Origin of the sequence: Vibrio sp. 10N.247.310.98 (genome assembly GCF_041467395.1) — a bacterium.
Taxonomy (GTDB): Bacteria; Pseudomonadota; Gammaproteobacteria; order Enterobacterales; family Vibrionaceae; genus Vibrio; species Vibrio crassostreae_C.
The window spans coordinates 151991-169870 of the sequence record NZ_JBFSUL010000002.1 but is presented as its reverse complement, the minus strand read 5'-3'; the positions used below and the strand labels follow the sequence as shown (position 1 = coordinate 169870).

The 17880-nt window shown below is 44.9% G+C and carries 17 protein-coding genes and 1 pseudogene; 11 read left to right on the top strand and 7 right to left on the bottom strand.

Going from position 1 to position 17880, the window contains the following annotated elements; translation table 11 throughout:
* Positions 1-276 precede the first annotated feature (276 nt).
* The 4 genes from AB6E78_RS01660 to AB6E78_RS01645 all read left to right on the top strand — a co-directional run bounded on the left by AB6E78_RS01660 (position 277) and on the right by AB6E78_RS01645 (position 3882).
* On the top strand, positions 277-1212 hold the full coding sequence (locus tag AB6E78_RS01660; RefSeq protein ID WP_017068098.1) for a LysR family transcriptional regulator: 936 nt from the start codon (positions 277-279) through the stop codon (positions 1210-1212).
* Between the two features lie 203 nt (positions 1213-1415).
* Positions 1416-1793, top strand: coding sequence for a lactoylglutathione lyase (gene gloA / locus AB6E78_RS01655; RefSeq protein WP_017066787.1), 378 nt, complete (start codon positions 1416-1418; stop codon positions 1791-1793).
* 14 nt (positions 1794-1807) lie between these two features.
* A complete protein-coding gene (locus tag AB6E78_RS01650) occupies positions 1808-2905 on the top strand; it encodes an alkene reductase (protein ID WP_017065285.1) in 1098 nt (365 codons plus the stop codon).
* A 110-nt stretch (positions 2906-3015) separates the two neighbouring features.
* On the top strand, positions 3016-3882 hold the full coding sequence (locus AB6E78_RS01645; RefSeq protein WP_372132348.1) for a DMT family transporter: 867 nt from the start codon (positions 3016-3018) through the stop codon (positions 3880-3882).
* Between the two features lie 78 nt (positions 3883-3960).
* On the opposite strand, the gene AB6E78_RS01640 is transcribed toward AB6E78_RS01645, so the two are convergent.
* Positions 3961-4137 carry a hypothetical protein gene (locus AB6E78_RS01640; protein WP_372132447.1) on the bottom strand — a complete coding sequence of 59 codons (177 nt, stop codon included), beginning with the start codon at positions 4135-4137 and terminating at the stop codon, positions 3961-3963.
* Here AB6E78_RS01640 and AB6E78_RS01635 point away from each other — a divergent pair.
* Positions 4105-4221, top strand: a pseudogene (locus tag AB6E78_RS01635) (cytochrome c); the annotation flags it as partial. The gene AB6E78_RS01640 and the pseudogene AB6E78_RS01635 overlap by 33 nt on opposite strands.
* Positions 4222-4351: 130 nt before the next feature.
* Here AB6E78_RS01635 and AB6E78_RS01630 read toward each other — a convergent pair.
* Together AB6E78_RS01630 and AB6E78_RS01625 are read right to left on the bottom strand one after the other, a co-directional pair.
* Positions 4352-4846, bottom strand: coding sequence for a peptidylprolyl isomerase (locus tag AB6E78_RS01630; protein WP_017060208.1), 495 nt, complete (start codon positions 4844-4846; stop codon positions 4352-4354).
* Between the two features lie 123 nt (positions 4847-4969).
* Positions 4970-5578, bottom strand: a complete 609-nt coding sequence (locus AB6E78_RS01625; RefSeq protein ID WP_372128957.1) for a TetR/AcrR family transcriptional regulator — start codon at positions 5576-5578, stop codon at positions 4970-4972.
* 167 nt (positions 5579-5745) lie between these two features.
* On the opposite strand from AB6E78_RS01625, the gene AB6E78_RS01620 reads away from it, so the two are divergent.
* Positions 5746-6732 carry a glycosyl transferase family protein gene (locus AB6E78_RS01620; RefSeq protein WP_081090248.1) on the top strand — a complete coding sequence of 329 codons (987 nt, stop codon included), beginning with the start codon at positions 5746-5748 and terminating at the stop codon, positions 6730-6732.
* 98 nt (positions 6733-6830) lie between these two features.
* On the opposite strand, the gene AB6E78_RS01615 is transcribed toward AB6E78_RS01620, so the two are convergent.
* Both AB6E78_RS01615 and AB6E78_RS01610 read right to left on the bottom strand, forming a co-directional pair.
* Complete coding sequence (locus AB6E78_RS01615; RefSeq protein ID WP_372128967.1) at positions 6831-7127, bottom strand: hypothetical protein; 297 nt, start codon at positions 7125-7127, stop codon at positions 6831-6833.
* 171 nt (positions 7128-7298) lie between these two features.
* A complete protein-coding gene (locus tag AB6E78_RS01610) occupies positions 7299-7532 on the bottom strand; it encodes a hypothetical protein (RefSeq protein WP_372132352.1) in 234 nt (77 codons plus the stop codon).
* A gap of 302 nt (positions 7533-7834) precedes the next feature.
* Between AB6E78_RS01610 and AB6E78_RS01605 the strand changes: the two genes are divergently transcribed.
* From AB6E78_RS01605 to udp, 4 genes are all read left to right on the top strand, one after another.
* Positions 7835-8251 carry a CBS domain-containing protein gene (locus AB6E78_RS01605; RefSeq protein WP_017060213.1) on the top strand — a complete coding sequence of 139 codons (417 nt, stop codon included), beginning with the start codon at positions 7835-7837 and terminating at the stop codon, positions 8249-8251.
* Between the two features lie 179 nt (positions 8252-8430).
* Positions 8431-9894: an MATE family efflux transporter gene (locus AB6E78_RS01600; protein ID WP_048614570.1), complete on the top strand. Its 1464-nt coding sequence runs from the start codon at positions 8431-8433 to the stop codon at positions 9892-9894.
* A 153-nt stretch (positions 9895-10047) separates the two neighbouring features.
* Entirely contained in the window at positions 10048-12405 is a 2358-nt protein-coding gene (locus tag AB6E78_RS01595; RefSeq protein ID WP_137001571.1) for a zinc/cadmium/mercury/lead-transporting ATPase, read from the top strand.
* Positions 12406-12687: 282 nt separating this feature from the next.
* Positions 12688-13446: a uridine phosphorylase gene (udp, locus tag AB6E78_RS01590; protein ID WP_372132356.1), complete on the top strand. Its 759-nt coding sequence runs from the start codon at positions 12688-12690 to the stop codon at positions 13444-13446.
* A 213-nt stretch (positions 13447-13659) separates the two neighbouring features.
* Here the strand turns inward: udp and AB6E78_RS01585 are convergent, their stop codons facing one another.
* The gene (locus AB6E78_RS01585) at positions 13660-14826 is read right to left on the bottom strand and encodes a DUF1887 family protein (protein ID WP_017065293.1); all 1167 of its coding nucleotides are present in this window, start codon (positions 14824-14826) and stop codon (positions 13660-13662) included.
* Positions 14827-15023: 197 nt separating this feature from the next.
* A complete protein-coding gene (locus AB6E78_RS01580; protein ID WP_372132359.1) occupies positions 15024-17015 on the bottom strand; it encodes a methyl-accepting chemotaxis protein in 1992 nt (663 codons plus the stop codon).
* 277 nt (positions 17016-17292) lie between these two features.
* Between AB6E78_RS01580 and hinT the strand changes: the two genes are divergently transcribed.
* Positions 17293-17643, top strand: a complete 351-nt coding sequence (gene hinT, locus AB6E78_RS01575) for a purine nucleoside phosphoramidase (RefSeq protein ID WP_017065295.1) — start codon at positions 17293-17295, stop codon at positions 17641-17643.
* The last annotated feature ends 237 nt before the right edge of the window (positions 17644-17880 follow it).

Genomic DNA, 17880 nt, shown 5'->3' with positions numbered 1-17880 from the left:
TATAAAAGTATCAATAAGGCAGGACGGAAATATTGAATACTCCGACCAGTCTAGGGTGAGTTTGGGTGGATTAAGCGTTACTGGCACAGCGAAGAGATTTAGATTCCAATCTGGCGAATGTGGCAGCTATTCGAAAGAGTGAGTTGTTCTGACATTTTTGCTCTTTACCATATGATGCTTCCTTCTCAGTTTTGTTTTCTCAATGAGCATCCGTTGTTTCATTCTATCGCTTTTACGATAAGATAATTAAATCTATCGCCAAATGAGCACTGAATCATGAGTAATGACATTCCGAATTTTAACTTATTGGCTGTGTTTTCAGCGGTGATGGAGCAGGGCAGTTTGAGTAAGGCTGCCGATCATTTGAATACCAATCAATCGACGATCAGCACTGCGCTCGGCCGACTGAAAAATGAAATTGGCCAAGAGTTGTTTGTGCGCAGTGGGCGAGGGGTTGTGCCTACTGCTTACTCGCAAAGCTTGTATGAGCAAATCAAAGCGCCAATACATGAGCTCAACGGCGTGTTTCAAGGTATGGCTGGGTTTGATGAAGCGAGTACAGAGCGCAGGTTTGTGGCTTCGGTTCCCGAACATTTAAAGTGGATGTTGCTCGATCGATTTTCTCAGTTATCTAACCAAGGCTTATCTCTTGAGGTGTATGACCAACCAGATAGTGATGATCAAGTCCATGAGGATCTATTAACTCAGAAGTTTGATTTGATGATCGACATTGTGTTGCCTGAGCATTCAAGCATGATGAGCGAAAAGCTCTACGACAGTGAGTTTGTGATTGTTTGCCGAAATGGGCACCCTAGGATCAAAGGTGAGATCACCGAGGCGCAATATCTCAGTGAGCAACATGCGGTTTTAGCCAGAACACGTCGCCAAGTAAGAAGTTTGACTCACTACACTTCGTTAGACTTATCCTCGCGTAAAATTGTAATTCACGGCAGCTCTATGGCCAGTAACCTAATGCTGTGTAGCCAGACTGATTACATCACTGTTGTGCCGCTTTCTATGGCGAACCAGTATCAGGAACGTCTTGGGTTACAGTTGTTCAAACCGCCTTTCGATTATCAGCCTATCTCTCATTACCTCATTTGGTTGAAAAAACAGAACACCGATCCGGCACATAAGTGGTTGAGAGAGCAGATCATCAATACGACTAATGACATGTCTAAATCACTAAACAGTTGGCGCTCCGCTTTCTGATCGTCGCCCTATCTTTTGTTTGCCAAATATCTTCTTAACAAATCACTTGTATTAAGTGAGTTATAATAAAAAATTATCACAATGAGAATTTATGATAATTTCATTTATTTGCTGTCAGCTCGTATATTAACCCTAACAAAGAAGTGGGTAACCTCCACTCACGATTATATCGGCTCAGGTTGCTGGGCTAAAAAGGGCGAAATATGAAATTCCTACACACAATGATCCGAGTTACTGATTTAGACAAGTCTATCGAGTTCTACACCAAGGTATTGGGAATGAAGGAACTTGAACGCCACGAAAACAAAGAGTACCGCTACACATTGGTTTTTGTTGGCTATGAGCAAGGCGGCACGACTATCGAGCTAACGTACAACTGGGATACGAATGAGTACGAGATGGGCAGCGCGTTTGGTCATCTGGCATTGGGTGTAGAAGATATTTACGCAGCATGTGACAAAATCAAATCGCTAGGTGGCAACGTCACTCGCGAAGCGGGTCCAGTGAAAGGCGGCTCAACTCATATCGCTTTTATTACTGACCCAGACGGCTACCAAATCGAACTGATTCAACTAGGTTAATCGAGGATATAACAATGACAAACGCACTATTTCAACCAATTCAACTTGGTAATATCGAGCTTAAAAACCGTATTGTTATGCCACCGATGACGCGTTCTCGCGCAACGCAACCTGGTAATTCAGCAAACGATATGATGGCGGCTTACTACGCTCAGCGTGCTTCTGCAGGTTTGATTATTGCTGAAGGCACACAAATTTCACCTATGGGTCAAGGCTATGCTTGGACTCCGGGTATCTATTCTGATGAGCAGATCGCTGGTTGGAAAAAAGTGACTGATGCCGTACATGAAAAAGAGGGCGTTATCTTCGCTCAACTTTGGCATGTAGGCCGTGTAACACACCCAGACAACATTGGTGGTGAACAGCCAATCTCGTCTTCTGCACTTAAAGCACAAAACGTAAAGGTATTCATCGATAACGGTACTGATGAACCGGGCTTTGTTGATGTGGTTGAACCTCGTGAAATGACGAAACAAGACATCAAAGAGGTGGTTGAACAGTATCGCCAAGCGGCTTTGAATGCGGTTGAAGCAGGCTTTGATGGTATCGAACTTCACGCAGCGAATGGTTACTTAATCAACCAATTCATCGATTCTGAAGCAAACAACCGCACTGACGAATACGGTGGTTCAATTGAAAACCGTTTACGTTTCCTAGGCGAAGTGGTTGAAGCTATGGTTGAAGCGATTGGTGCTGACCGTGTTGGTGTCCGCCTTGCTCCGTTCACATCGTTGAATGGTACGGTTGACGCTACACCAGTAGAGACTTACACAGCGGCGGCAGCACTACTTAACCTATACAAAATTGTTTACCTACACATTGCAGAAGTTGATTGGGACGATGCACCTGAAACGCCAAAAGCATTTAAAGCAGCAGTTCGTGAAGCCTACGAGGGTGTCCTTATTTATGCGGGTAAATACGATAGCGAGCGTGGCGAAAAAGCCGTTGCTGAAGGCGTAACTGACATGGTTGGTTTTGGTCGTCCATTCGTTGCGAACCCAGATTTACCAGCTCGTATTCAAAATGGTTACCCACTTGCAGCGCACGATCCAAACACATTGTTCGGTGGTGCTGAAAAAGGTTTAACGGATTACCCAGAATACGCAGGCTAAAAACAGCTGCCTGAAGCAGAGTATTGAGATAGTATCTCGATCCTGTTGAATGTTTATAAAAAGCAACCTTGCAGAGTCGGGTTGCTTTTTTTGTTATTGGACTAAGTAAAATGATGAACGTGAAAGCGATGCGCGGAGAGCTTTACCTTCTATTTGCCACCCTGCTAGCTGGGGTGGGATGGATTGCATCTAAGCTGGTGGTATTAGAAATGCCTGGGCCAGTGTTCATTGGTGTGCGATTCCTCGTCGCGAGTCTTATTCTTCTGCCATTTTGTATTCACCATATTCGTAAGCTTTCGTTTAAGCAGATTCTGTCTCTTTGCGGCGTGGGTTTGTTGTTGTCTGCCTCATTGCAGGTATGGGTGTTTGCAGTTTCGGTGACTGACAGCTTGTCGGAAGGGGCATTCATCATGAGCTTAGCCATGATCATTGCACCGTTTGTGTCTTGGATTTTGTTTCGAGCTAAGCCTAATCGCGCGTTTTGGATGTCTTTCCCGATCGCGATTATTGGCATGCTGTTGCTGACTTTGGGTAACGGCTGGCATGTTGAGCAGAGTCAGATTTATTTCTTACTAGCATCGATGTTGTTGTCTGTTCACTTTGTGATGAACAAGCGTGTGATTACCAATATCAAGCCTATCGCATCAATCTGTGTGCAACTGTTTGTGGTGGGTGTGAGTGGTTTAGCCTTTGCTTCTATGACAGCTCAGCCGGAGTTCGAAATCACCAAAACCTTAGTCTTCTGGTTTATTGTCTCTGCGGTGATCGCAACGTCTATTCGTTACTTGCTACAAACGGTCGGTCAGCACTCCGTGAACATGGAAGTGGCGGCATTGATCATGATTCTTGAGCCTGTGTGGACGCTGCTGTTAAGTGTGAGTGTGCTTGGCGAAAGTGTAGAGATGCAGAAGCTGCTCGGTGGGGCGGTGATCATTGCTTCACTATTTTGCTATATCAAATGGTCGAGACGAAAATAAAACACTCGGCGCAAGGCCGAGTGTGGGTTGTTTTTCAATACACGTTCAGAGTGTAATAATTTCTAAGCACTAAGCTTGCTAAGCAGTGAACGCGGTAAGATCAGATTGCGCGACTACTTTCTGAAGTAGCTTGAGCATTTGTTGTTGCTCTTCAGCATCTAACTCGTTCATCAACTCTTTGTTTAAACGAACGGGGATAGGAACGAGTTGTTCTTCAAGTGCTTTTCTGAGCCTTATCAGGCGAGTGTTGAACAAGACTTGTCGAGTGCAGAGCAAGGGTTAAATTCTGCGAATAAGACGTGCAAAGGGTGTCACCGTACTTATCGTTCTCGCTGGTAACTATTCTAACAACGAGCTTTAAATACAGGTGGTAAAGTCGAACCCTTACCACCATAGTCCTATCGCACAGCCTTCTTTTCTTTATGCCATCAATTCGAATGCACTAGGGGCGGGAAAGGACGTGAATGAATTAGTCGCGAATAGTGACTTTTGTAATCACAATATCTTCGCAAGGCACATCTTCGTGTCCCCAGCGAATGGTTGTTGGTGCTTTCGCAATTTTGTTTACCACATCCATACCTGCTGAAACCTTACCGAATACCGCGTAACCCCAGCCAGCATTGGTTGTTGAGGTGTGATCTAGGAAATCGTTGTCATCAAGGTTGATGAAGAACTGCGCCGTTGCAGAATGTGGTGCATCAGTCCGAGCCATTGCCACAGAACCAATCACATTCTTCAAACCACGGTTTGCTTCGTTGACGATTGGGGCGCGAGTTGGTTTTTCTGTCATGTCGATAGTGTGACCACCACCTTGAATCATGAAACCTTCAATAACACGGTGAAATGTCGTGCCTTCGTAGAAACCGTCTTGGCAGTATTTAAGGAAGTTTTTCGACGTTACTGGCGCTTTTTCAAGGTTCAGTTCAATCTCGATATCGCCAAAGTTGGTGGTGAAAGTAATCATAGGGTTACCTAAAGTTGAAGTTTTACTGAGTCGTAATGACGAAAGTGGGTTGCAGTATAGGGAAAATAACAGCAGATACTAGTGATGGTTTTATTGTGGTTGAATTCTCATCAACCACCAAAATCACGCCTGATATTGTTTAAGGAACATCTCGACACTTGAAGTAATGATCACTTGTTTGTGCGCAGCATCCGGTGACGGCACATGACCAATGATTTGCGGCCAAAACGCAAAAGACTTAAGCAGACCAATGAACTGCGTGGAGGCGAATTGTGGGTCTAGTTCTACTAAACGACCGTCTGCCAACGCGGCTTTAATCCAGGTTGTAAGTCCACTTTCTGCTTGGGAATATTTTTCCATCGCTTGATGCGCCAGTTCGGCGTTATGGAAATACTCAGAGAACAGTACACGTGACAGGTCGATGAAGCCTTCAGACTCAAGTAACTCAAGTTCTTGATTGGCTATCGACGAAAGCTGTTCTTCAAGTGGCAGTTCTGCTTGATAAGGGAATTGCGTCGCGGCCAGAGTTTTGCTCCAAATGCTGTCTAGAATCTCATCTAAAAGCAGCTCTTTGCTGGCAAAGTGATTGTATACGGTGCGCTTTGATACTTCTGCGCGACTCGATATTTTATCCATGCTGGTGGCCTTGTAGCCATGCTCAGTAAACTCTGCGATAGCAGCGGCAACGATCGATTCACGTTTTCTTTGGCTCAGCGTTTTTTTTACAGTCATCGGGATACTACTCAATATGTCGCGGTTAGCATTGCATACGCTAATTTTACACCAGTAAGTTTACTTTTAGAACACCAATCCGCGTAATGGTAATTCGGTCGATAGCAACTGAATCGCTTTGCAATGCACTGTGGGTATCATAGAATCGAAAGTGTATTCGAATTTTATTGATATCAACGGAAGAGAATAAACAATCAATGAGTAGTATTTTAGAGTGTATTCGTACAGTTGGACGAGGAGAAAGAGGGCGTAAGCCTTTATCGTTCGAACAAGCCTACCGCATCATGGATGAGTATTTAAGCGGAGAGGTCGGTGACGACCAAATGGCTATGCTACTGATGCTGATTCGTGTGCAGAATGAAACTAATGAAGAGATCGCTGGCTTTGTAAAAGCGTTTCAATCTCGAGTGCCAGATTTAGGCGCTGATATTGATTGGCCGTGTTATGCAGGTAAGCGTAACGATAATGCCAGTGGCAAACCTTGGAACTTGTTGGCAGCAAAAATACTCGCTGACAATGGCTATAAAGTGTTAATGCACGGCTATATGGATAAGCCGAGCGGTAGGACGCACGTTGAAAGCCATTTGCAAGATGTCGGTGTACAAAGTGCTGAGAACCCTGAACATGCTAAGTCGATTCTTGAACAAGACGGCATTGCTTATTTACCGCTAGCTAACTTTGCGCCCGAAGCACAAACCATGATTGGTTGGAAACACCGTTACGGTTTGAGAACACCAATTAACACGGTAGTTCGAGCATTGAATCCTGGTGGTGGCCGTTTAGGTTTGCGTGGCAGTTTCCATCCTGGCTTCCCACAACTTCATGCGGAAGTTGAGCATGTTATTGGAAACAAATCCCACTCGGTGATTTCATTCAAAGGGATGAACGGTGAGTCGGAATATAATCCTAAAGTTAGCCAAACGGTATGGATGAGCTCCCCTGACAAAGTCGAATCGTTCTACTGGGAAGAGATGATGAACCTAGAGTTGCCACTTCCTAGTCAATGTGTACTTGGCACATCGGCTGAAGAGATGGCGCTAATGGCGAATACCGTTGTCGACAGCATGACAGCCATTCTCTTTGCAGAAACGCACGATAAAACTGAGGCATACCAGAAAGCGGTGCGCCTGTGGCATGAGTATTGTGCGCGTTAGATGGTGGTTTGTAATCAATGAGAGAAGGTCAGCGAGCGCTGGCCTTTTTTATGCTTAATTTCTAGTAATGGCTTTTCGTGCGTGCCCAAACAATAGCACTACTTCACTCGCATCAAGCGATGCATTTTGTCTTCGAACTGAATCTCGATCACCTGTGAGATTTTCATCTTATCAACACGATCAAGCATTCTCGCTTGGTAATCACGGTTCTTCATCCACTCTAGCGGTTCTTTAAAGCCATCCTCATTAATCACAAACGATTGATCGGTAATGGAGTCTTCAAAGATATGAACCACCCAAATGCGTGATTGGAAATCCAATAACTCACTAAAGTAGCTTTTTAACTTAGATAAGGAATTCGTTAGATACGTTTTAGGTGAGGTTTGAGAGGACATAGTAAACCGTATTTGGACAATGAAAATCGGCAAGGGCGCCGTCTGATCATTATAGCCTTTACCCGCTCGGCTTGTCAGGTCGAATTCGGCAGCCATTCACGCTAATGCTTTGCTATTGCTATTGCTACTGTGGCTGCCAGTTCGTGATTAACCAAATCAGTGTCGGAGTCACTATTTAACGAATAGGCCGAAGTCGATCTCTTGTTCTCTTTGATACTTCACCAGCTTCACTTTTAGGTCGTGTTTTGCTGCTAAATCAATGGCTAAGCATGACATGCGTTTTATCTCATCAACGCAGCTTGATATCAGCGGTTTTTCTTGATTATCGATAGTGGCGATGAGTGTGTTTTCTGTGCCGTCGTTACCTGCATAAACATACGCGTACATTTTGTTGTCGTGTTGCATAAACTTCCTAAATCGGGATTTCTAATTATTTGTGCGGTGAAGATTACAGGGTTTATTTACGCAGGCTAGTTTGGCTAAGTAAGGTTAAGCAAGGGAAAGTAAGGCTTTGTAAGAGCTCTTTTTTTCTTTTTTCTGGCGTTCGAAAACGTGCTCAACCCTTTGTTTGTCTCACTTTTTAGTCTTGTTAGGTTTTGCCTATCAATAAAATTGTTGAAATCCATTTAGTAAAATCAAGATTTTAGACAACAATTAACTTAACGAGATAGAAAAATATATGACGCAAAGTATTTAGGGAGAACGCAATGCATTCTATTAAAGTGAAAGATTACATGACGCAGCAGGTTGTGACATTTACTCCTGATATGCCGTTAAGTCTAGCGTTAGACAAAGTGATGCGTAGTCACCACATGGGTGGACCCGTAATCGACGATAATGAACAAGTGATTGGCTTCCTTTCAGAGCAGGATTTACTCGAGAAACTTGTGAAGGTCAGTTACTTCTGCCAAGACACACACCTTGTGGGTGACTGCATGTACCAAGAAGTGCTGTCGGTGTCACCTGACTTATCCATTATTGAATTGGCGGACATGATGCAGGTTGGAAAACCTAAAGCATACCCTGTGATCGATAATCGAAAACTGGTGGGTATTATCACCAGAACCGATGTTTTGAGAGCAATCGGCAAGAACTTGGAAGAATGCTTCAAACATCAGGTATAGTAGCGTGTTAAGAACGATTATTTTTCTCAATACCCTCAATTGAAAAAAGGCGCACTAGCGCCTTTTTTCTGTATAGCGCTTTTCTTGGTCGATCCTCTTTTTGTGGATCCCGAGTCTGTTGATCTGTTGATTAGCTGATTGGGCTTTAGCTCTTGGGTATTCCAACTTTTGGAGGTTTCATGTCAAATCAAACGGCAAAGTTTGTTGAAGGTTCAACGATGCGCCACATATTGGTGATGTCGGGGGCTGGCTCTGTCGGTTTGATGGCGTTATTTGTGGTCGATTTACTCGACATGCTGTTTATCAGTATGCTCGGACAGGTCGAATTGGCTGCTGCGGTAGGCTTTGCAGGTACGCTGACTTTCTTTTCTACCTCCGTTTCTATCGGTACTTCCATTGCCATGGGCGCATTAGTGTCCAAAGCCATCGGCTCAAAGAATCAAGAGCACGCTCGAAACCTAAGCACCAGTATCATGCTGACTGCGTTTGTTATCAGTTCAACCATAACTGCAATCATGTTCGCTTATATTCCAGAGCTGCTAGCCGCGATAGGCGCCAAAGGTATTGCAGCCGAGCGTGCTCAAGCTTACCTACAGATTTTGCTACCAAGTGGTCCATTTTTGGCGTTAGCGATGGCGGCGGGTGCGGGCTTAAGAGCGGCAGGTGATGCTAAGCGTTCGATGTGGGCAACTTTGTCTGGCGGCATTGTTAACGCGATTCTCGATCCTCTGTTTATTTTTGGTTTTGGTTGGAACATCGAAGGGGCGGCTATCGCTTCGGTTGTCGCTCGTTTCTCGGTGCTATTCTTTTCGCTTTATCCTCTTATTCGCAGCCATCAGCTGGTGGCTCCGCCTTCTTTTGTGCAATGGCGTCTTAATATTCGACCAATATTGGCGATTGCGCTGCCTGCGATTATCACCAATACCGCAACGCCTATCGGTAATGCGATTGTGACAACGGGTATCGCACAATATGGTGAGGACTTTGTCGCGGGCTTTGCCGTGATAGGTCGTCTGACGCCAGTTTGTTTTGCGGTTATCTTTGCCTTGTCTGGCGCTGTGGGGCCAATCATTGGTCAGAACTTTGGTGCTGAACGCATGGACCGAGTAAAAGAAACACTCAATAACTCATTGCTGGTTACTACGGCATACACCATCGCTGTTTGTATTCTGTTGTACTTCGTTCAAGGTTATGTCATTCAAGGCTTTAGCTTACAAGGTGATGCAGCAATCATTGTGGCGGCTTTCTGTACCTATGTGGCGTTAACCTTCACCTTTAACGGTGCACTATTTGTTGCCAACACCTCTTTTAATAACCTAGGTAAACCGCTTTACTCGACAGCATTGAATTTGGGTAAAGCGACGTTAGGTACTCTGCCGTTCGTCTATCTAGGTTCGGAGTGGTATGGCGCTTTGGGTGTTCTCTATGGTCAAGCTTTGGGTAATGTTTTGTTCGGAATTTTAGGTATCTTGGTGCTTCGACATCATATCGCTGAACTGATGCAAGGATCTCAAGTTGATCCAGTGGAAGATGATGTGTCGATTGTCAGCTTGAACACTCAGCCATTCTGTTCACACGATGCGGTTCTTATTGATGATGTATCCGCTAACCGTGAAGAGTGTGCGGAGCTTAAATCTCAGTAAGCCATCGGCGCTGGCATAATATTTTTGTTTTCTTGAAAACTTCTTCTTGACCTTGGAGTAGCCTCCAAGGTTTATACTTTTGATGAACTTAAGGTTCTGTTGCTCGTAAGTTAGCAACAACCTCAAGGCTTTTGAGTATTAAGGAGATACATTATGTGCGCAAAACATGCAGCGTGCCGCTCAGCAAAAGTGGACGTTCAACCTCAAGCGGCAGGAGCAAGTTGCTCTAGCCCTAAAATTTCAAGCATCACAGCAGCAGGTACTTCATCTGGTTGTTGTAGCTCTTCTGCTGCTTCGTCATCGTCTGGAGATGATTGTTGTAGTTCGTCGGATAGTGGAGAAGAAGACAGTCAGTCCTCAACTTTATCTCTCGATGCCAAATTTTCGAAAAGTTGGCTGGTTGCCGGAATGGACTGCCCAGCTTGTGCAAGAAAAATAGAAAACGCGATCAGCAATATTGACGGTGTTATTCAAGCGAAGGTTCTCTTTGCTACCGAAAAGCTGGTTGTGAAATTCGATAATGAAAGCCTTGCTGACACCATTGAACAGGTCTCTATCAAAACGGGTTTCCCTCTTACGGAAGTCGGTTCAAAGAAAGAAAAACAACAACCTGAGACTTTTTGGCAAGCTTATATCCAACCTAATTTACAGATTATCGCGATTGCAGCGGCAATGCTGTTTGCGGCGCTTGTAAAAATCACCTCACCTCAATTAAGTGAAGGCTTGTTTACGGTAACTTGTCTGCTTGGTTTATATCCGGTGGCGAAGAAAGCGGTTCAGCTGGCGCGTTCAGGTACACCGTTTGCTATTGAAACCTTAATGAGTGTTGCCGCGCTGGGTGCTTTGTACCTTGGCGAAACTGCGGAAGCAGCGATGGTTCTATTGTTGTTCTTGATTGGTGAGCGCTTAGAAGCGTTTGCTTCATCAAGAGCAAGAAGTGGCGTTCAAGCGCTAATGGCATTGGTACCAGAAAACTCGACTAAGATCATCAACGGCGAGCGTGTAGAAGTAGCAGTCAGTGAACTGGTTCCAGGTGATGTGATTGAAGTGGCCGCGGGCTCTCGTTTACCTGCTGACGGCCAATTGATTACAGACGCGGCAAGCTTTGATGAAAGTGCGTTAACCGGTGAATCTGTTCCTGTTGAACACATCGAAGGCAATAGCATCATGGCTGGCGCTGTGGTGGTCGATAAAGTGGTTCGTATCACCATCACTTCAAAACAGGGTGAGAACGCGATCGATCGCATTCTTCATCTGATTGAAGAAGCAGAGTCTCGTAAAGCACCACTAGAGCGATTCCTCGATAAGTTCAGCCGTTGGTACACACCGTTAATGATGGTAGTGGCTCTGTTGGTCATCATCACACCACCATTGTTGTTTGCGCAGCCATGGGAAACATGGGTTTACCGTGGCCTAGCGCTATTGTTGATTGCTTGTCCGTGTGCCTTGGTTATCTCGACTCCTGCAGCGATTACCTCTGGCTTAGCAGCAGCAGCGAAACGTGGCGCGCTCATTAAAGGCGGCGCAGCGCTAGAGCAGCTTGGTAAAATCCAAACCATCGCCTTCGATAAGACAGGCACACTGACCGAAGGTAAGCCTCAGGTTACGGATATTCAACCTCTATCGGGGTGGCAACAAGACGCGATGCTGCGTGTGGTTGGGGCGATTGAAGTTGGCTCTACTCACCCGTTGGCGCAGTCACTTGTCGCTAAAGTAAAAGACCTGAATATTGAGATTCCTGAATCACACAACAAGAAAGCGTTGATTGGTAGTGGTGTTGAAGGGGATGTTGATGGTGTTAAGTATCAGGTTCTGTCACCGTCTAAAGTCACGTTCGAACTTGGTGCCGATGTGGTTTCTCAGGTAGAAGCATTAGAAGGTGAGGGCAAGACGGTTGTGGTTGCTCTTGAGGTTAAAGATCAAGAAGAATCAACAGAGCAAGCTACGACGGTGATTGGTCTGATTGCTTGGCAAGATACGTTACGCAGTGACGCTAAGCTTGCGATTGAACGACTTAATGAATTAGGTATTCAATCTATCATGTTGACCGGCGATAATCCGCGCAGTGCAGCAGCGATCAGTAGCAAGATTGGTATGCAGTACAAGGCAAGCCTATTGCCAAGCGACAAGGTATCTTACGTTGAGGAGTTATCTCAACAGTCGCACGTGGCGATGGTCGGTGATGGCATTAATGATGCACCAGCAATGAAAACGGCGAATGTCGGCATCGCAATGGGTGGTGGTACGGATGTCGCTTTGGAAACGGCGGATTCAGCACTGACTCATAACCGTTTAACTGAGCTGCCAGCGATGATTGAACTGTCGCAAGCGACCATGAACAACATCCGTCAAAACGTAGCCCTTGCGCTTGGTTTGAAGGTCGTATTCTTGGTGACAAGCTTGTTAGGTATTACCGGTTTGTGGGTGGCAGTTTTAGCGGATAGTGGTGCAACTGCATTGGTGACATTGAACGCATTGCGTCTGCTTCGATTTAAATCTAAAGCGGACTAAATCGAGCTCACCGACATAGAGCATTCTTAACATAAAAGCGCCTTTAGCGGTAATACGTTAAAGGCGCTTTTTGTCTCATTAGTATGCAACATAGGCGTGCGGATTGCTTATTTTTGTGATGCCAATCGGTTTTTTGTGAAACTTGAATTATTGTTGCGATCATTCATGTGACATGTGTCACTTCATTTTGTAATGAGCTTGGTTAGAGTGTGTTCGTACCCCACGAATTTACTATGAGCTTAAATAAGGGTAAAAAGCCCAATAAGCCAAAAGGAGCGAACTATGTCTCAAGCTGTTTTCCACTTAGGTGTTACTGAAGCAGATCTTAACGGTGCTACTCTTGCGATCATCCCTGGTGATCCTGCTCGTGTGCAAAAAATTGCAGAAGAGATGGAGACCCCAGTATTCCTTGCTAGTCACCGTGAATACACGCTTTACCGCGCAGAGCTAGACGGCAAACCAGTTGTTGTATGTTCAACAGGTATTGGTGGTCCATCGACTTCTATCGCAGTTGAAGAGCTTGCTCAACTTGGTGTTCGCACTTTCCTACGTGTTGGTACGACTGGTGCTATCCAACCTCACGTAAACGTGGGTGACATGATTGTTTCTACAGGTTCTGTTCGTCTAGACGGCGCTAGCCTACACTTTGCTCCTATGGAGTTCCCAGCAGTGGCTGACTTTGAAGTTGCAACAGCAATGAAAGCGGCAGTTGATGAATCAGGTGCAACAGTTCACATGGGCGTAACGGCATCAAGCGATACGTTCTACCCAGGTCAAGAGCGTTACGACACGTTCTCTGGTCGCGTTGTTAAGCGCTTCCAAGGCTCTATGCAAGAATGGCAAGACATGGGCGTTCTAAACTTCGAGATGGAATCTGCAACACTGCTAACTATGTGTGCAAGTTCTGGTCTGAAAGCAGGTTGTGTTGCTGGTGTAATCATCAACCGTACTCAAAAAGAGACGCCTGATCACGACACTCTAAAAGTAACAGAAGCACGTTCAATCAAAGTGGTTGTAGAAGCCGCTCGTAAAATGCTTTAAGTCTTAAAGTGCTCTGAGTTTTAGAGAGCATTAAGTCTTCAAGTGACATTAAATTTTGAAAATGGCCGCATCGTATGATGCGGCCATTTTTTTGTGCCGTCTGAAAGTAATCAATAGAGAAAACAGACAACAAAAAAGGCGAGTGACTTAATCGTCATTCGCCTTTTTAACAATCTGCTTAAGAGCATTGAGCTCTCATGAGCTTATTGGTTTTTAGTACTCTAGATCTTCACTGCCACCCGCAGCTGTAAACCATGCCGTTAGGTGTGTTTTAAGATCTTTCAATTCGTCAGGGCCAATCAATGCAAGGCCAAGATCTTCAGCTCGTGTGATGTCGTTATGGCGAAGAGGGCGGAAGCTCACTAACATTGCACGTGCTTGTAGGCCACCTAGCAGGTCTCTAAGCGATTCCAGTTTGTACAAGGTGTCATCACCATCATCACGCATGCCTTTGGTCTTACATTCGATGATGTGCAGCTTATTGTTCACCACAGAGGCAACATCAAGCTCGTTACGAACCTCACGTTCACCCAGTTGACGGTATACCTGAACATTCAAAGAACGGTCTTGAATGGTCGGCATGTCATCTTGGATCTGCTTAACTGTGCTGTGAACCAATGTTTCAAGCCATTCACCGTTTGAGAAGCGGCGCGCGTCTTCGTTGGCAAAGGTCAAAATACCATTGTCGTAAGTCGCAATTTTAGCTTCAACCAAATCGCTCAGCAGCATGTTGAGCTCGCGATAGCCTTGTTGCTTCTCAGATAGGCCTACATCAAGTTTTTGTTCTTTACGGCAGGTCGTTGCTAGGTAGTTCAATGTCGCAAGGCCAGGGCCTAGTTCGAGTGCGTTACTTGCCCAACGTTCACCCAGTTCATAAAGTTTCTGATCCAGTTGCGGAGACAGCTGAACATCGCTGAATTCACCGCGAGCACCGAACACAGTTAGGTAGTCGTCGATAGTGATGCGGTCTTGAACTTGTGCGTCTTCTTTACCATTAGGGTACAACCAGCAAAGCTTGTCGCTATTTGGTTCAACCACGAAGATTGGCCAGTGGTAAGTACGGAATACTTCGTACACAGAAAGTAGGCGGTGACGGAGGCCACAACTTGCGTTGAGCTTCACTTCTTGACCGCGTGCTTTGAGGTCTTCGGCAAGGGTTTGGATAGATTCTTTAATGACAGATGTATTTACGATGGTCGGAATTTCGAAAAACTCACTCGTAATGTCGCGCTTGTGCAAAACGCTGTCTAAACGTTTGTACATACTGACTTGATTTTTGTCACCGATAAACACGATGTGAGTGCTGACCGTTCGGTTATCAAGTAATGGGGTGAGCAAGCGAATGGGGTCTTGATCGATAATGCCAACATGAACAGCCATATAAATTCCTTAATAGCGGCTCGCTCATAAAGGTGAAAGAAAAAACGGGAAGCAGCAAGCCTTAATAATCATATAATGACAAAGCTCATAAAAAACAAGGGCAACCCTTGATAAAAGTTGCCCTAGCTCAATTAGTCACCACTATTGGGTAAGAAGTCTCAACAATCTCACTAAATATCTATCGATTCTTCATTTATCTATAGTTTGAATTGATGTACTAAATCACCTTGCTGATTCGCCAAAATTGTTAGGTTTTGGCTTGCCTCCGCAATTGAAGACATCGCTTGGTAACTCTTATCTGCGATGTGGTTGATGTCTTCGATGTTGCGTGCAATATCACCAGACGTTTCACTCTGCTCAGCGGCTGCTTGAGAGATGTGTGTACTCATGTGGCTGATCTCTAGAATCAAGGCTTGGATCTCTTCCATCGCACTGTTTGCACTTGAAGCTTGTTGAACCGACATGTCCATATCGCTCATACAGCTTTCAATTACGTTACTTGCAGTTTTCGAGCTTGATTGCAGATTGCTGATCATAGTCTCGATTTCAGAGGTTGATTGAGTGGTCTTCTGTGCTAGCACTCGTACTTCATCGGCAACGACTGCAAAACCACGACCTTGTTCACCTGCACGCGCTGCTTCGATTGCCGCATTAAGTGCAAGTAGGTTGGTCTGTTCAGCAATACCACGAATAACGTCAAGGATTGAACCAATCTGGCTACTCATCTGTTGTAGCTCGCCTACAGCGCCCACTGATTCAGTAAGGCGAACTTCAAGCTGATTAATGGTGCTGATGTTGGTGTTCATGATCTGACGACCAGACTCAGAAGCCGATTCTACTTGTTGAACCATGGTGAGTGAGCTTTGCGCGCTGTTCGCCACTTCTTGTACAGAATGAGACATCTCTGTCATTGCGGTCGCAACAGTCGCGGTTTGCTCACGTTGGCTGTTCAATTGAGCCTGCGTTTCAGATGACGTCTTCTGGTTGACGCTTGCAGTCTTAGTTAAGTCATCTGAAGCATCATTCAACTTCACAAGGATATTGTGCAGGTTGTCAGCCAAGGTGTTGATGTGACGGCTCACGCGGCTGAATTCGTTGTCGTAGCGAATATCGATACGCTGAGTCATATCACCTTCAGTTAGACCTTCTAATGTACCGAGGATGCGAGTTAATGGCTCTCGTACGCTGTGTGCAATGTGGTAACCAATCGCAGCAGCGAACACAGTCACAACAACGCCAATGGCAATCGCGTTGAATAGGCCTTTGTCGTAGATGCTGCTTGCGTCAGCGAGTGATGAGTTAAGTTGCTCTTCAGCGGTCACGTTGAATGAGTCCAAAACAGCCATCGCTTGGTCAACTTCTAGAGCTAGGTTAGCGATGTTCACGTACAACGCTTGTTTGGCTTGTAGGTAGTTGTTGTGTTTGTCTAGTACGCCACCTTTCTGACCAACGTCTTTGGTGAACTTCTGAACCGACTCATCGAAGACATTTTTAAGTGCTGGTAGTTGTGTTGATAGACCTCGATAAGCGTAGTTAAGATGAGTAACGGCCTTTTTGTTTTGGTTAACGGCTTTTTGAACGAAGGCAACATCAGAGCTAGCAAGTGCATCAGAGGTAATAACTTCTGCGTCTTGCAGTTTGATGAAGTAGCTCTTTGCCATCACTTTTACAGAGATGCTTTTTTGGTCGGCAACGTACTCTTTCATACCAACGGTTAATTCTGAATGTAAGCGTTGGAAGTCACGAGACGCTTTTTGTACTTGTTCTTGTGCTTCGAACATCGCGACGTAGTTGTTCATCGCTTCGTCAGCTTCGGCGAAGTAGCGTTCTTCCATTGCTCTTAATTGCGCGATACGTTCAACAAGTGAAGCATTGTTTTGGCTTGCCGCTTCTAAACTACCGAGAACTTCTGAAAACGAGTTTTGTGATGCAGCAAATTCTGTACGCATTGCAGACATGCGTTCAGCGTTTTGTGTGGTTAAGAAATCTTTGAATGACTTATCAGCAGAAAGCAATTGAACACTCGTTTGATTTGAAAGCGCGACAAGTGGTAATGAGGTTTCTGAGACACTCTCAAAATTGCTGTGTATCTGATTCATGCTGTTCATCATGATGGTTATCGTGACTGCGAACATGATGATGATCAGTGCGAAACCAGCGTACATACGCTTGATCACAGATCCCTTCATGGCTTTCTCCCTAAATAAAAATGCAGACCTAATGTCAGGTCAAAGTAAAACTAACAAAATTATCAGCATTCTATTGAGCTCGGCTTACGCATTTTATGACGCACACGTCAAAAATAGCGCTCAGTTATAACCAACATGCCATTCTTGAGAGCTAAGGCTCGTTTTCTTTGATTTGAACGGTGTTTTTTATTATGCTTTAAAGCAGATTTATTGTGGTTTGATGCGGCATAGCGCATACTCAAAGCATTAAAAAATAAATGTTTTATCGGAGAGAAACATGGCTGAAGAAACCATTTTTACTAAGATCATCAACAAAGAAATCCCAGCAGATCTACTATACCAAGACGATTTAGTAACCGCATTTCGCGATATTAACCCTCGCGCGCCAAGCCATATCCTAATCATCCCAAACAAGCTGATTCCGACAACTAACGATGTTGAAGTCGAAGATGAAGCGATGATGGGGCGCATGTTTACTGTTGCTCGCAAGTTAGCAAAAGAAGAGGGCATTGCAGAAGATGGCTATCGTCTTATCGTGAACTGTAACTCTCACGGTGGCCAAGAGGTTTATCATATTCACATGCACTTGGTTGGCGGCCGTCCACTTGGCCCCCTATTAATGAGCTAATAAAAAGTTAATGAGCTAATGAAAAGCTAACGAGTTAATGAAAGCTAATGAGCTAGTTTAAACGCGCTCATTAGCGGGTTAACACAAGTAGTTAGTTGGAAAATTTGTAGTTTGTATGCCAACTTTAAGTTCTATCTGTTGTCTGAATGTCGGCATCGCTTAGGCAGAGGCTAAATAAGTAGGGTTTCAACTGGCTTGAGATCCTTTTTACAACGCGTTTCGTTTTGATAATGAGAC